Source organism: Cyanobacterium sp. IPPAS B-1200 (assembly GCF_001747005.2).
In the GTDB taxonomy this organism is placed as follows: domain Bacteria; phylum Cyanobacteriota; class Cyanobacteriia; order Cyanobacteriales; family Cyanobacteriaceae; genus Cyanobacterium.
On the sequence record NZ_CP182899.1, the window covers coordinates 2,788,646 to 2,803,255 of the forward strand.

At 38.6% G+C, this 14,610-nt stretch carries 10 protein-coding genes; 4 read left to right on the forward strand and 6 right to left on the reverse strand.

The genetic code is table 11. The features are described from left to right. The first annotated feature begins 7 nt into the window (after nucleotides 1-7). Nucleotides 8-1,642 (forward strand): Ppx/GppA phosphatase family protein, encoded by a 1,635-nt coding sequence (locus A5482_RS13060; protein WP_083260489.1) that lies wholly within the window; start codon nucleotides 8-10, stop codon nucleotides 1,640-1,642. Nucleotides 1,643-2,025: 383 nt separating this feature from the next. On the opposite strand, the gene A5482_RS13065 is transcribed toward A5482_RS13060, so the two are convergent. Both A5482_RS13065 and A5482_RS13070 read right to left on the reverse strand, forming a co-directional pair. After that, nucleotides 2,026-3,609, reverse strand: a complete 1,584-nt coding sequence (locus tag A5482_RS13065; protein ID WP_069791669.1) for an IS1634 family transposase — start codon at nucleotides 3,607-3,609, stop codon at nucleotides 2,026-2,028. A gap of 136 nt (nucleotides 3,610-3,745) precedes the next feature. After that, nucleotides 3,746-6,580, reverse strand: coding sequence for a response regulator (locus A5482_RS13070; RefSeq protein ID WP_069791668.1), 2,835 nt, complete (start codon nucleotides 6,578-6,580; stop codon nucleotides 3,746-3,748). 111 nt (nucleotides 6,581-6,691) lie between these two features. Between A5482_RS13070 and A5482_RS13075 the strand changes: the two genes are divergently transcribed. Further along, nucleotides 6,692-7,102: a DUF4332 domain-containing protein gene (locus tag A5482_RS13075; RefSeq protein ID WP_069791667.1), complete on the forward strand. Its 411-nt coding sequence runs from the start codon at nucleotides 6,692-6,694 to the stop codon at nucleotides 7,100-7,102. Here the strand turns inward: A5482_RS13075 and A5482_RS13080 are convergent. Both A5482_RS13080 and accC read right to left on the reverse strand, forming a co-directional pair. Next, on the reverse strand, nucleotides 7,099-7,500 hold the full coding sequence (locus A5482_RS13080; protein ID WP_069791666.1) for a hypothetical protein: 402 nt from the start codon (nucleotides 7,498-7,500) through the stop codon (nucleotides 7,099-7,101). The genes A5482_RS13075 and A5482_RS13080 overlap by 4 nt on opposite strands. Nucleotides 7,501-7,520: 20 nt before the next feature. Then, entirely contained in the window at nucleotides 7,521-8,867 is a 1,347-nt protein-coding gene (accC, locus tag A5482_RS13085) for an acetyl-CoA carboxylase biotin carboxylase subunit (RefSeq protein WP_069791665.1), read from the reverse strand. A 229-nt stretch (nucleotides 8,868-9,096) separates the two neighbouring features. On the opposite strand from accC, the gene cobT reads away from it, so the two are divergent. Further along, on the forward strand, nucleotides 9,097-10,203 hold the full coding sequence (gene cobT / locus A5482_RS13090) for a nicotinate mononucleotide-dependent phosphoribosyltransferase CobT (RefSeq protein WP_069791664.1): 1,107 nt from the start codon (nucleotides 9,097-9,099) through the stop codon (nucleotides 10,201-10,203). On the opposite strand, the gene A5482_RS13095 is transcribed toward cobT, so the two are convergent. Next, a complete protein-coding gene (locus A5482_RS13095) occupies nucleotides 10,147-10,593 on the reverse strand; it encodes a hypothetical protein (protein WP_069791663.1) in 447 nt (148 codons plus the stop codon). The genes cobT and A5482_RS13095 overlap by 57 nt on opposite strands. A gap of 351 nt (nucleotides 10,594-10,944) precedes the next feature. Between A5482_RS13095 and A5482_RS13100 the strand changes: the two genes are divergently transcribed. Further along, nucleotides 10,945-12,081 (forward strand): extracellular solute-binding protein, encoded by a 1,137-nt coding sequence (locus tag A5482_RS13100; RefSeq protein ID WP_069791662.1) that lies wholly within the window; start codon nucleotides 10,945-10,947, stop codon nucleotides 12,079-12,081. A 64-nt stretch (nucleotides 12,082-12,145) separates the two neighbouring features. On the opposite strand, the gene A5482_RS13105 is transcribed toward A5482_RS13100, so the two are convergent. Further along, nucleotides 12,146-14,329 (reverse strand): transketolase, encoded by a 2,184-nt coding sequence (locus tag A5482_RS13105; protein WP_069791661.1) that lies wholly within the window; start codon nucleotides 14,327-14,329, stop codon nucleotides 12,146-12,148. Nucleotides 14,330-14,610 lie beyond the last annotated feature (281 nt).

Below are 14,610 nucleotides of genomic sequence, written 5' to 3' on the forward strand. Positions count from 1 at the left end.
TTTTACGATGGTAAATATTAATAATCAATCTGTTGCTTATCAGAGCTTAAATAGTTCTCGTCAATTAAAGGATTGCACCCTCGGAGCGATCGACATTGGTACTAACTCCATCCATATGGTAGTGGTGGAAATTAATGCCCAAATCCCTTCATTTACCATTATTGCCAAGGAAAAAGATACCGTAAGACTGGGCGATCGCAACCCAGAAGATGGCAACCTAACCCCAGAACCCATGGAGCGGTCACTGTCTGCCCTAAAACGGTGCAAGGACTTAGCTGATAGTCTAAAAGTAGATCAAATCATTGCAGTGGCCACCAGCGCCACTAGAGAAGCCCCTAACGGCATGGATTTTTTAAATCGCATTGAGTCAGAATTAGGTATTAAAGTTGATCTAATTTCGGGGCAAGAAGAAGCAAGAAGAATATATTTAGGAGTGCTTTCAGGCATGGATTTTGGGGGCGGAGTCCATAGCCTCATTGACATTGGCGGTGGCTCCACGGAAATGGTGTTGGCCGACAATCAAGAAACCCGTCATCTTAGTAGTACCAAAGTAGGGGCAGTAAGACTTAATCAAGATTTTATCACCACCGATCCCGTTAGCGAGAAAGAATTTATCCGTCTCAAAGCCTATATTCAGGGTATGTTAGAGCGTCCTGTGGATGAGTTTAAAAATGCCTTAAAACAAGGAGAAAAACCCCTTTTGGTGGGTACATCAGGCACCATTGAAACCATTGCCATCATCGATGCCATGGAGACTCAGGGCAGTGAGCCAAATCCCCTTAATGGTTATGAAATATCCAAGAAAAGAATTGAGCAAATTTTAGAAAAACTGCTCAAAATGGACTATGACGAAAAGGCTTCTTTGTCGGGAATGTCTGAGCGCAGGGCAGAGATTATTGTGCCTGGTATCATGATTTTACTCGAAGCCATGACCATGTTGGACATTGATTCTATCACTATTTGTGAAAGGGCTTTGCGAGAAGGAATCATTGTTGATTGGATGTTACAAAATGGTTACATCGAAAATCGCCTTGTTTTTCAAACTAATGTGCGCTCCCGTAGCGTGATGAAAATTGCCCATAAATATCAGGTAGATTTACCCCATGGAGAAAGGATTGCGGAATTTGCCCTGAAAATTTTTGATCAAACTCAGGGAGAATTACATTCTTGGGGAGAAAAGGAAAGGGAATATCTTTGGGCGGCGGCTATCCTTCATAATTGCGGTTTGTACATTTCCCATGGGGCACACCATAAACACTCTTATTATTTAATTCGTCATGCCGAACTTTTGGGGTTTACGGAAATTGAGGTGGAATTAATTGCCCAAATTGCCCGTTATCACCGCAAGAGTAAGCCTAAACGCAAACATGAGTCTTACTACTCCCTTGCCCATGATAATCGTAAAATAATCAAGCAAATGAGCGCGATATTGCGCCTTGCGATCGCCCTTGATCGCCGACAGCTAGGGGCTATCAAGAATTTAGAGTGTAAATATGACTCGGAATATGACAAACTACATTTACATTTGACTCCCACTGTCAAAAATGATGACTGTGCTTTAGAGTTATGGAATTTGGAGTATAAAAAGCCGATTTTTGAAAATGAATTTGAAGTTAAGGTATTAGCAAACCTTACTAATTAATCTGAGTTTGGGATAACATTTTCTAGTTAAGTTAGGCAATAGGGAATAGGCAATGGGCAATAGTTAGGAATTAAAAATTAAGAATTAGTTTCTCCCTAACACCCTAACTCCTTATTTACCCCTCATCCCCCCAACACCTACCCTTATCCGATATTCTTAAACCCGACTTTCCGCACTTCATTTTGTCACAAATAAAACGACATAAAGAAGATGAGCTATTTGTAATGGTTTGAGTAAAAATTATCTTTAATGTCTTTTTCTCTGCTATTTTACTCTTGGACTATTTCTATATTTTCCCACCACAAACCTATGCCATCAATTTTTTTATTTTATGTTGTAATGGCTCTTATTTTTGTTGATGTTTTCCTAACTATCAAGGTTTTTTATTGATAATATTCACGACATTTTGCTGGTAAATATTCTAATATTTCTTCTCTATCTTTATTCATATTTACGATTCTTTCTTCTTCATTTATTTTTGCCAGATAGATTCCTTGAAAGCATTGGAATATCCATCTCATTGTTACTTTTTCTGTTCTTTTTCCTACTTGGTTTCTCAATCCTACTTTTCTTCTTTTTAATTCTTTTCTCATTTCTCTTTGAGCTAGGTTATATATCAATAAGCTCAAGGACATTAACCATAATATCCCTTCCAACCTCTCCACCTTTTTTACATAAAAACTCTCGGTAAAAAATAAGGGATTCTTTAAAAATCTAAATCCTCTTTCTACTTTTTGTTGTTGTTTATATTCCCATAGTATTTCCCATGGTTTTAATCTTTCTTCCTCCATTACATTGGTTGCTAAGATAAATCTTCCTGCTTGATTTTTCTTTTTTTCTATTTCTTCTTCCTTCTCTCTTACCACTACACTTACTTCATATTTTCCTTTCTCTTGCTTTCTAATGTCTTCTATCTCTAACTCATAATATTTAAACCTTTTATTCTTTTTCTTTATTTCTCGTTCACATTCTTTGTTATCGCACCACAATTTTCTAGATATTTTCTTTTTCTCTTTTTCTACTTCCTCTTTTTCTAGGGGAATTGCTTTTTTTATTTTTTTTAGATCGCTTTCTTTTCTTTTTTTATTTTCTACTACTAACCATCTCTGGTTTATTCCCCCATAGTTTTCCTTGATTACTTTCCATTCATAACCTCTTTCTTTCAATTCTTGTTCTTGCTCATTTTCTATCTCTGTCCATAATATTTCTTCGTTTTCTACTAATTCTCTCCCTTTTTTTACTGTTAATGGCACTCTTGTTATCCATTTCATTTCCCCTAGTAATTGGATATTCTCTTGACTATATAAGGCACTATCACATACTGTTATACTCTCTGTTTCTATACTTTTCTTATACTCTTTTACTATCTTGACAAATTCTTTTTTATCACTTTGATTTCCCTGTCCTGATTTCATCCATAATGGTATTTCTCCGTCCCCTGATACTATTAAATTTAATACACATTGTTTTAAATCTGGACGATTATCTTTTGAATACCCATGACATATTTTGATGGTTTTTCTATTTTCTTCTTCCTCATTTTCATATTTACCATCCACATGAAATGATGTGGAGTCTAAGTGGTGATAATTACTTTTTATTTGATATTTTTTTATTACTTCTATGACTATTTCTATGAACAAATTACTTAGTCCATATTCGTATAGTTCATCTAAACTTCTCCCTAATTTGTCATCATTTAAGTATTCTTTTTTTACTTCTTTTCCTAGTAATTTTTCTATTGCTTTGTCGTTAAAAAACTCTGAAAATAGGTACAATGGCTGAGACACAAAACCCAAGGCATTGAGAATCATTGCCTTGACTACTAATCCTTTACTAATTTTTTCTGTAGCATAGGATGGTAGTTTTTGGTTTACAATCTCTACAATGCCTACCTCGTCTACTATTCCAGCTATTATACCTAAATGATCAATATTTTCTATTTCAATGTTTATTGATTCATACATTTTCCTAGACTTATCATTACTCTATTAAAACTAATTTACTCTATTCCACTTCATCTTTTTTATCACTTTTTTTGTAGTATTCTTGCTTTTTCTTGAACTATGCGGAAGGTCGGTTTTACCGAAACGGAGGTTAAAGCTAATGGTCCATAGTCCATGCTTCATTGCCAACATATTTTTTAATAACTTTACCTAATTTTTTGATGTTGATGGGTTTAGTAAGATAATCACTCATACCCACATCAAAACATTTGCCTCGGCTATCATCATCATCATTGGCAGTCATGGCTACAATTACGGGTAATTTTTTTTCACTGGTGGCAACTTGGTAAATTTTCTGAGTGGCTTCTAATCCATCCATGATGGGCATTTCCATGTCCATAAAAATTAGGTCATATTCTTTTTTTTCTAGGGCGCTGATAACTTCTGCCCCATTGTTGGCAACATCGACGCTATAACCAATTTTTTTGATGAGGTTGATTAACAGTTTTTGGTTAACTTTATTATCTTCGGCAACTAAAATTTTGGGGGAGTCATCGGATTGAATGTAGGTTTCTTTTTCGATAACGGTATCTCTGCTGATGATTTGTAGGTTTTCAAAGGTATATTCAAGGTTGAGATAGTATTTAAGTTTGTCAAATAAAACTGCATGGGAAAATGGTTTACTAATGACATCATCACACCCAGAGGCGAGAATTACTTCTTTTTCTTCCATAAAGGCATGGGCGGTGAGGGCAATGATGATAATATTTTGATTGTTTTCGTGGCTCCATTTTTTGATAATGGTGGTGGCTTCATCTCCATTCATATTGGGCATTCCGATGTCCATTAATATCAGATGAGGATACCATTTTTGGGTACGGGCGATCGCCTCTATGCCATCCTGTGCCTGTTTTACTTGAAAACCAACGGGAATCAATAATTTAGTTAATAATTTGCGATTACTTTCATTATCATCTACCACCAAGATACGATAAAGAGATTGACTGGGGGCTAAACGTAATTGTTGATGGCTGTCTTCTATGGGTTGAATGGTTTTGAGATGGGGTTGAGCAGGTCTAAAGGAAATAGTAAAATCAAAGATACTACCCTTATTCATGACACTGGTAACTTGAATATTTCCCCCCATCAAATGAACAAATTCTTGGGAAATTATTAACCCTAAACCTGTTCCCTCTTGAGATTTTCGCCCCGACTGAGACTGAAAAAAGCTCGAAAATAGTTTGCTCATTTCATCAGGGGCAATGCCCATTCCCGTATCTTCTACCCGAAAATGAAGGGTATGGGGATTTAATAATTCTGCGTGGAGACTGACACTACCTTTTTTGGTAAATTTAATGGAATTGCTGAGGAGGTTTAACAATACTTGCCTGAGTTTTCCTTCATCGGTAATGATAAATTGTGGTAAATCTTCCTTTAAGTCAAAGTTTAGTTGCACATTTTTTTCTGTGGCTTTGATTTGTAACATTGACTGGAGAGAGGTTAATACTTCCTGAAAATTGAAAGCATTTTCATTGAGGGTAATTTTTCCTGCTTCAATTTTTGACAAATCTAAAACGTCGTTAATGAGTGATAATAAGTGTTCTCCACTTTTAACGATAATCATTAAATTTTCTTTATTTTCTCTGGTCAAATGGGGATCATCTTCCATAAGCTGAGAAAAGCCTAGTATAGCATTGAGGGGAGTTCTCAATTCATGGCTCATATTAGACAAAAATTCACTTTTTGCTCGATTAGCTTTTTCGGCCAATTCTTTGGCTTTTTCTAGTTCTTCTGTACGCTCTGTTACTTTTTGCTCTAATTCTTGGTTAATTTCTTTGAGGCTTTTTTCTTGCTCAATTAATGTGTGGGCTAGTTCGTTTAAACTAGAGGATAAAATGGCGATCGCATCTTTGCCCTGATAAACTTTAATGGGGTTTTCCCTATCTCCTGCGGTGATGCTTTTTGCTTGTTGGCTTAGTTTTAATAATGGTTTGGTTGTTTTATCGGCAATTTTCCAACCGATTACTGAGGAAATACTGGCTAATACTAAACCCCAAAATAAAATCTGTCTTTGTAAATCATAAGCGGGTTTAAAGGCGATCGCACTTTCTTTTTTAATTATCACTCGCCACCCCAATCCTGGATAATCTAAATAACCTTCATCAACCCCATAACTAACCAAATACTCACTATTATCAATATCAGCTTTTTTGGTGACATAGTTATTTTCATTGGATGAAGACTGGACAAAAATGCTCTCATCAATAGTTGTCTCCTCCCCAGAATTGAGCAGAATATCCCCCTGCCTACTAATAATTAAAATATCAACTTCTCGCTCTTCCTCAATGTTTCTCATTAAACTATCTTCCAAGGATTTAACCCACTCCCAACTCAAATGAGCGCCCAAAACCCCTATTAATTCCTCATTTTCATCATATACAGGGGTAGATATATCCAAAAACCGAAGCACATCTCCATCCTCTGGGGGCGGAAGTATTTTGGCCAATAACTTAGCATCATGGACATCTCCCACAAAGGAAGATTGTAAACCCTCTACAAACCAAGGGAGCTCACTTACATTAGCCCCTTCCAAAATTTCTTGGGTGCTAACTTCCACAATTCCTTCATTATTAGCAAACCCAATCCAAGCATAATTATCGTAATTTTCCTGCAATTGATTAAGTAAAAAACGCCTTGCTTCATCACTTCTTTGATTAGAGCGAAATTCAGATAATATAGACATATTGCCAATATCTTTATAACGTTCTAACATTCCTTGTTGAAAGGTGGACAATAATTCCCGATTTATTTGTTTTAATAAAAAGGTTTGGTCTTTTTCTACTTGATTTTTTACCCATTGTCCTACTACTAAACTAAAAATAATAGAGATACAAAAAGTTAAGACTGCAAATGAAAAACCTAGCTTGGTTTTTATAGTCCAATTTAGCCAAATTTTTTGTAGGATTGAAGGAAATTTATTGTTATTAGCCATGAAGCATTAACAGGGTTTAGAATCAGTTAAATTTTAATTTATTTAATATGTCAAAATGTTATTTGTTAGTTTAAATAACACAGTCTCCACAATTTTCTCTTATTATTTATTATGATACTTTCTGTTGCGATCGCCCACTTGCCTGGAATTCATCCTTTAGAAGTAAGACAATTACAATCCCAAGGAATTAACACCAATATAGACCTATTAAAAAAAGTAACTAATCAAGAAAAAAAACAATTACTAGCTAGTAGTATGGGATTAAATATAAAACTACTTAGTAAATGGGTTGCTTTATCTAATTTAGCCTGTGCGCAGAGTATTGGAGCAAAATATTGCGGTTTGTTACTACACGCTGGTATTCCCTCCCTAAAACACCTAAGCACTACATCAGCACCACAATTACACCGTCAGATTATGCGCCTACAGGTATCGACTTTCAAAAGAAGGGATCTTTGTCCCCCTGTATCTCTTGTAGAGCGGTGGATTCAGGAGGCAAAAGAGCTAACAATTAAGAATTAAGAATTATTTTTCATTCTTTCTTCAATGTCTTCAAAGGTTTTGAGTAAAAGAGTTTGGGCTTCGAGTTTCCAGCCTACCTGCTGAATTTTGATGGCAATGGGAAGGGCGATCGCCGTTGCGATAAAATCAAGATATTGTTGGGAAGATATGCCAAATAATAAACCTAATCCTGCAATGCCCCAAAAAGGCAGAGCAAAGCTTTGACGACTTTCTTCTAGTTTTTTGAACAAAAAACCCTTGGGCTTTTTCTCTAATAACTCTTGTTTAAGCCGTTGCTGTTGATTGTAAGGCAAGGCAATACCAATTTTGCGGCGTAACTTTTCAATTTTACGAGCGGTGGTACTGTATTGAGTCAACTCATCCTCTGCCATGCGCAAAAGTCCTTCTAAATCTGCCATTTTTTTCCCCAGTTAAAAATTTATTTAAAAAAGTGTTCTGCCACAAAATTAGTGTAAACATTCCCCGCCACAAACTCAGGATGATTTAATATTTTACGGTGAAATTCGATAGTAGTCGGCACTCCTGTAATGGCACATTCCCTTAATGCCCGTTTCATTCTCTTGATGGCCGTTGGTCTATCTTCACCCCATACAATGAGTTTACCAATCAAAGAATCATAATAGGCAGGAATTTGATAATCAGGATAAACAAAAGAATCCATGCGTACTCCAGGCCCTCCTGGGGGTAAATAGGCGATAATTTTGCCTGGATGTGGTCTAAAATCATGGTCAGGATCTTCGGCATTAATACGACATTCGATGGCATGACCTCGAAATTGTATATCCCTTTGGGAGAATGATAATTTTTCCCCCTGGGCGATCGCAATTTGTTCCTTAATCAAATCTAACCCAGTAATCATCTCCGTTACAGGATGCTCTACTTGGATACGAGTATTCATTTCCATAAAATAGAAATTACCATACTTATCCACCAAAAACTCTACCGTACCAGCCCCCACATAATTAATCGACTTAGCAGCCTTTACCGCCGCCTGTCCCATTTTTTGCCGTAACTTGGGATTTAAAATTGCCGAAGGGGCTTCCTCCAACAACTTTTGATGTCTTCTTTGAATCGAACAATCCCTTTCCCCAAGGTGTACCACATTACCGTAACTATCCGCCAAAATTTGAAACTCAATGTGACGGGGCAACTCAATAAACTTCTCCAGATATACCCCCCCATTACCAAAAGCCGCTTCCGCTTCCCCTTGGGCAGCGTGAAAAAGACGTACCAAATCCGACTCTTGATGGACAAAGCGCATTCCCCTACCACCACCCCCAGCAGTAGCCTTGATAATCACAGGATAGCCAATTTCTGCCGCCATTCTTAGGGCTTCTTGTTCATCACTCAACAAACCCTTACTACCCGGAATAGTAGGCACTCCCGCCTGTTCCATGGTTTTTTTTGCCGTGGACTTGTCCCCCATGGAGGTGATAGACTCAGGACGAGGCCCGATAAAAGTCAATTGATGGTCAGCACATATTTGAGCAAAACGGGCATTTTCTGCCAAAAATCCGTAACCAGGGTGAATAGCCTCAGCGCCCCTAGTCAAAGCAGCGGAAATGATATTAGGAATATTCAAATAACTTTTGTTACTAGAAGGAGGACCAATACAAACGCTCTCATCTGCTAACTTAACATGGAGGGAATCACGATCAATGGTAGAATGAACCGCAACGGTGGCAATGCCCATTTCTTCGCAACTGTGAATGATTCGTAAGGCGATTTCGCCTCTATTAGCAATTAAGATTTTGGAAAACGACATTTAGTATCAGGGTCATAAATCTAATAACCTTTGTATCTTACGACCTTTTGGCAATTCTGACAATGAATACAAGGGAATGGGGAAATAATTTAGCGTCAATAATTCATAAATAGGTATTCAATGGATAAAGTGTTTATTATCTGATTCATCTATTATTCATCAACGGCAAAAACCTAATATTTGTATGACGTATCACGGTACGTTTTCTATCACCCAATACCTATTTAAAATGAATTCTATTAAAATTTACAATAACCATGAGGAAGGAATCAAGTGGCTTAATCGCTATGGTAACTATCACCCCATTTTTACCTGCACCCTTGGCTTTACTCATACCGCTTTGATTGAAGGTATCTCAGCAGCGGGGGCAACCTCCCAATCCCGTCGTTATACAGCCCTAGCGGATGCCGAATTTTTAGTTAATGGTATAACCCCAAATCCTGTTTATCCCCTTCCTCCCCTTACGGTGGGAGTGTCTCCCACGGTTGTTACTAGGGCGGTGGTAGAGATGTTTGATTTATCTGTCTATGTTTTTAATGCAGGTTTGGTGGCAAGTCCTTCGGTGGATACCATTGATTTGGGGGGTGAGGCGGCGCAGTGTGTGACAACGGGGAAGGCGTTGCCTTTAGGAGTGGTGATGGATTTGTATGAAAAAGGTTTGCAATGGGGCGAAACATTAGCGCAGAAAGCAAATGGGGGTTATCTCATCCTCAGCGAATGTGTGGTGGCAGGAACCACAACGGCTTTGGCGGTGTTAACGGCGCTGGGTATGGATGTGCGAGGAATGGTGAATAGTAGCCATCCTGTGTGTAATCATGGGCAAAAATGGCAGGTGGTGAAAGAGGGTTTAAAAAATGCTCATTTTTCTGGTTCTACGACTCCTTTTGAGATTGTAGCAGGGGTGGGAGATCCTATGCAGATTTTTGTGACGGGGGTAGCTTCTTCTGCTAGTAAAAAGGTAGGGATAATGTTAGCAGGGGGTACGCAAATGTTGGCGGTATATGCTTTAATTCGGGCTATTAAAAGGCTTTATTACCCTTCTACGGATTTGAGTAATATTGTGGTGGGTACTACCCGATGGGTGGCGGATGATAATACAGGGGATACGGTGAATTTAGCGAAAATGGTGGGGAATGTTCCTCTTTTGGCAACTCAGTTAAATTTTACTAATTCTAATTATCCTAGTTTGCAATCTTACGAACAGGGCTTTGTGAAAGAGGGAGTAGGGGCAGGGGGAAGTGCGATCGCATCTCACCTTTTAGGTACAACCCCAGAACAGTTAATGATTGCCATAGAAGGGATTTTGTCCACTTTCCCTAATACCACGGTTAGCTAATAATTGATCTTCTAAAGAGGCAATCCGATGATAGGCGGCTGTTAATTGAGCCGTTAATCGTTGCACTTGATCCTCACAGGATATATCATCTTCGAGAAGGAAGTTGATGGGAAATCTTCTAGGACTCTCATGGTTTTCATCTAAGATAATATCTTTATGATTATCTGATTCTTCTTTGAAGAGATTTTCTGAATTAATTTGTTCTAAATTCAAATCCTGTTGACGGGCAGTAAAATCGTTGACTAACTCAAAATCTTCGTTGCTTTGAACACTAAAACATAAATCCTCTACCCCTTCCCAACCAATACGATTTCCCAATTGTTTTACAATGGCATAGAGTTGTTCTATTTTTTGATTTAATTGCCAAATTTCTTGTCTTTGTACAGTCATAAGCTCAGTATCTTGATATATGGTGCTAGTTTTGCTTCAATTTTCTGAAAATATTTACTCAGGGCTGTGCCATGAAAACTTGCTAATGATTACGCCCTGTAACTCCGAAAATAACGTTAAGATTCAGATAAAATATTTAGGCAAACAAGCTAGAAAATAATCTCTGATAACCATACTAAGATCATTTTTCAAAATAGTTCCAGTATTCCTGATTAATTTAATAATTCCCCAAGAGCTTAATATTTACTAAATTGTATCCTGTTGTACTTTAAACACTGATTTAATATCTAAAATAAAACCCTCTCAAATATTATTAAAAATTATATTCAAAAGATAGAATAAATTATCACCATGAACCGTAGATCCTTTATCATTACCAGCACAGCTCTTAGTCTTGGCAGTTTAGTTGCTGGTTGTCAAGCCAATCATGACCTAAAAATATTACTACTTCAAGGATCAATCCCTGTTCAACTAATTGCGGCTTTCAATCAAGAATTAAATCAGGGAAAAAATATCAATTTCAAACCACAGGCAAATTTGGATGAAATATATAAGTTATTACAAAAATGGCAAGGAAAAAATCCTCTTTCCAAAGAAGAATCAGGATTGCGATTACCTCCCTTTCCTTTTACCCAATCAGAGGAAGAAAAGGCTGATTTAGTTACTCTTGGCAACTATTGGTTATCCATGGCCATTGAAAATAATTTAATCCAACCCCTTGATAGAGATAATTTATTTAACTGGGGAAATTTACCCCCTATTTTTCAAGGTTTGGTTACCAGAAATGCCCAAGGAAATATGGAAAGTGGGGGGCAAATATGGGGGGCTCCCTATCGCTGGGGTTATACGATGATTGCTTACCGAGAGGATAAGTTTGAGCCTTTAGGTTTTACCCCTGAAGATTGGTCAGATTTATGGCGTGTGGAATTGACAAATAACATTTCTCTGTTGAATCAACCGAGGGAAATCATAGGTTTAATTCTTAAAAAATCAGGCTATTCTTACAACACTGAAAATATCACCGAAATTAATGAGATTTATGAGGAGTTAATTACCTTAAATAATCAAGTAAAATTTTATGATTCCACTAATTATTTACAACCTTTAATTAATGGTGATACATGGTTGGCGGTGGGTTGGTCCACAGATATTTTACCTATGTTAGAACAACATCGAAATATAAAAGCAGTCATACCTCGCTCAGGTACAAGTTTGTGGGCTGATGTGTGGGTTAACCCCTATGAAAATAATCTTTCTGATGAAAAATTAAATGAAATATATCGTTGGATAAATTACTGTTGGGAGAAGGATTCTGCCACTCGAATAAACTTTTTTACTAAAGGTAATTCTCCCATTTTGACCGCTGAAAATGGTAATAATAAGTTAGAAATAAGTGAAGAAATTTTTGCTAAAAGTGAGTTTATAGAACCATTATCTCCCAGTGCGATCGCCTATTACAATCAATTATGGGAAGGGTTAAATAGTTAAGAAATATCTCATGGGCAATTCCAAAACCATAAAAAAAGGTGGGCAATGCCCACCCTCCACAGATTTATAATAAACCTTTTGCCCTAGCAGTCAAAGCCTCAGCAGTTAAGCCATTAAACGCCATCAACTCCCCAGCGCTAGCGGTGGTTTCCCCCCGTTTCCAAGCAAAGGTATCTCGTTTAACGTTACTGCGCAACATGATAGGTTCTAGCATTCCGCTAGTACCCCCTGTCACACCGATTAAAGCATCACCCCCAAAGAGAACCTCAAAACCAGCATCATCAAGGAAATTACCATCTTTAGCGGTACAGGTTTCCCATGCCACATCCGTGGGACGGTATAGACGACGGGGATTGATGACCGAAACAATACGTACTCCGATTCCCTCGGCTTCCAATGCCTTAGCCGCTTCAAAAACAGGAATTAAAGTCATATCACCGATAACGGCAAAAACAACCTTTTTACTTCCCTCGGATTCATGGAGAATTACGCCACCCTTGAACAAGGCTTCCCTAGTTTGATCAAAGGTAGTGTGAATGGGTAGAGGAGATTTACTAACAGTGATGGTAACGCCCTTATTTTTAGTACCTAAAGCCCATTCATAACAGGCTTGAGTGCTGTTGGCATCACAGGGAAAAAGAGGAAACACATTGCCATTACGCATCATCCCTGCAAAGTAATTTTCAATCTCTGGACGTTGGTGTGTCCAACCGTTGCGCCCTTGCTCCAATGCCCCTGCGGTAAAGAGGGTAATGGTAGAGGGGGTTTCCCTTCTTAATTCTGCCATGGCTTGGGTGACGGTTTGCCAGATGGGTAAGCCATTGATGGCAAAGGATTCATAGGAACACCAAAGGCTACGAGCTCCAAATAGGGCTTGGGCTACGGCTAAACCTGCACAGGCATCCTCACTCAAAGGCTCATAAACCTGCCCTTGGGGTTGTTGGAAGTAGGTTTCGTCGGTGGTTGGGTGAAGGATTTTTAAACCGATGTTGATGTTGTTAATACCTGATGCGGCGTTACCGTCGGCGTTGGTAACAATAAAGTTAGGATCCTGTTTACCCACATGGACGACTAATTCACCCATAGCGGTGGTAGATACTTTTTTGTCTCCGCCTACGGCATACTCAGTGAGGGGTAGGGTGCCTAAGTCGGGCAGGGGTAATTCTTTCTCGGTAACAGCTACCTCAACGTTAGGGCCTCCGTTGGCACGGGCAAAGTTGCTGCGCACTAATTCCCAAGCCTCTTTGGATAAGGCTCTTTCTTGGAGGGCGGAAACAATATAGTCTTTGTCTAAGCTATCCCCAGGGTAAAGGTTATGGGATTTTGAACCAGTTTTGTGAACTCCAGCGCCCTTTAGCTGTTTGACTATTAACACGGTTAAGGTACCACCAAGGGCAGATTTAGCGGCTCTGTCGGTGGCTTCTAGGATGGCTTGGGTAAATTCGAGACGTTTAGCAAAGGAAAATTTGGTGCTATCAACATATTCCCCTGATTGGTTGCTATCGTCATAATCTTTGGCATTAACGAGGATGATTTCTTTAAATCCGTTGCCCTCCCAATAGGCGATCATTTCTTCGTTGGTTTTGGTGGATACCATACTATGATGCTCTTGGGAGTATCCATTCCAAACGAGGATGGGTAAAAAGTTGGTAGCTTGAGGATAAGCGGTGTTGAAGTGTCCAAAGCTACTCATGATGTAGGGTTCTCCTAAACCGCCATCACCGATGGTTACGGGGAAAAGGGTGTTAGGGTGGAGTTTTGCCCCTGCCATGGCGAAGTGTTGCCCTTGCCCTAGGGGGCCAGCGGGGTTGAGGAGTCCGGGGATTTGTCCTGATAGATGCCCCAGTAGTCCGTGCATTTCCCTAAATCTGTTGCCCATGTCTTCCACGGTGTAGATGCCCATTTTCTCAAGGGATTGGTCTAAGAAAACGGTGCTATAAAAACCGGGGGCGTGGTGTCCGACTTCGGTAATGAGGTTTTTGTGTCCTAACATGACTAAAGCTGCGATCGCATCGGCGATACTAGCAAAACCTCCAGGATGTCCTGATTGTTTGGTGGCGGTGGTGTGTAGGGTTAGGTAACGTAAGGCATCAGCGGCTAAAAGGGTTTGATAGACTGCTTTTTTGTCTGTAGGGGAAGTGATAGCAGTCTGATTAGGGGCGATCGCACTTTCGGTACCATATTCAGTAAAATGGGGTAAATCTTCTTTAAAATACTGTATTCCTTGATAAAACGGGGAAGTTGTCATATTTCCTTTGATCCCTCTTAATTAATGCAATTGATTATTAGCTCAATTTTACCTCAGTTTGATGCTTACATTATTTCTAGAAATGGGGAACGGGGAACAGGCAACGAGGAATAACAAGAAGAATTGATTAAAAGTTTACTAGAATAGATTTTTGTCTATGTTCTTTCGCAAAAGAGACTTCAAAAAAGTTAGAAAATATTTGAGTACTTTTATCATGAAGTGTAACAAGTCATTCTGCATCAAAACAAAACCAAGTTTTTAACTTTGGCAGTACACTCCAA

What these genes read in the sequence shown, in the direction of transcription:
- A5482_RS13065 (WP_069791669.1), bottom strand. Translation starts at nt 3,609, where the DNA reads ATGTATGAATCAATAAACATTGAAATAGAAAATATTGATCATTTAGGT.
- A5482_RS13060 (WP_083260489.1), top strand. Translation starts at nt 8, where the DNA reads ATGGTAAATATTAATAATCAATCTGTTGCTTATCAGAGCTTAAATAGT.
- A5482_RS13105 (WP_069791661.1), bottom strand. Translation starts at nt 14,329, where the DNA reads ATGACAACTTCCCCGTTTTATCAAGGAATACAGTATTTTAAAGAAGAT.
- A5482_RS13080 (WP_069791666.1), bottom strand. Translation starts at nt 7,500, where the DNA reads ATGGCAGATTTAGAAGGACTTTTGCGCATGGCAGAGGATGAGTTGACT.
- accC (WP_069791665.1), bottom strand. Translation starts at nt 8,867, where the DNA reads ATGTCGTTTTCCAAAATCTTAATTGCTAATAGAGGCGAAATCGCCTTA.
- A5482_RS13075 (WP_069791667.1), top strand. Translation starts at nt 6,692, where the DNA reads ATGATACTTTCTGTTGCGATCGCCCACTTGCCTGGAATTCATCCTTTA.
- cobT (WP_069791664.1), top strand. Translation starts at nt 9,097, where the DNA reads ATGAATTCTATTAAAATTTACAATAACCATGAGGAAGGAATCAAGTGG.
- A5482_RS13070 (WP_069791668.1), bottom strand. Translation starts at nt 6,580, where the DNA reads ATGGCTAATAACAATAAATTTCCTTCAATCCTACAAAAAATTTGGCTA.
- A5482_RS13095 (WP_069791663.1), bottom strand. Translation starts at nt 10,593, where the DNA reads ATGACTGTACAAAGACAAGAAATTTGGCAATTAAATCAAAAAATAGAA.
- A5482_RS13100 (WP_069791662.1), top strand. Translation starts at nt 10,945, where the DNA reads ATGAACCGTAGATCCTTTATCATTACCAGCACAGCTCTTAGTCTTGGC.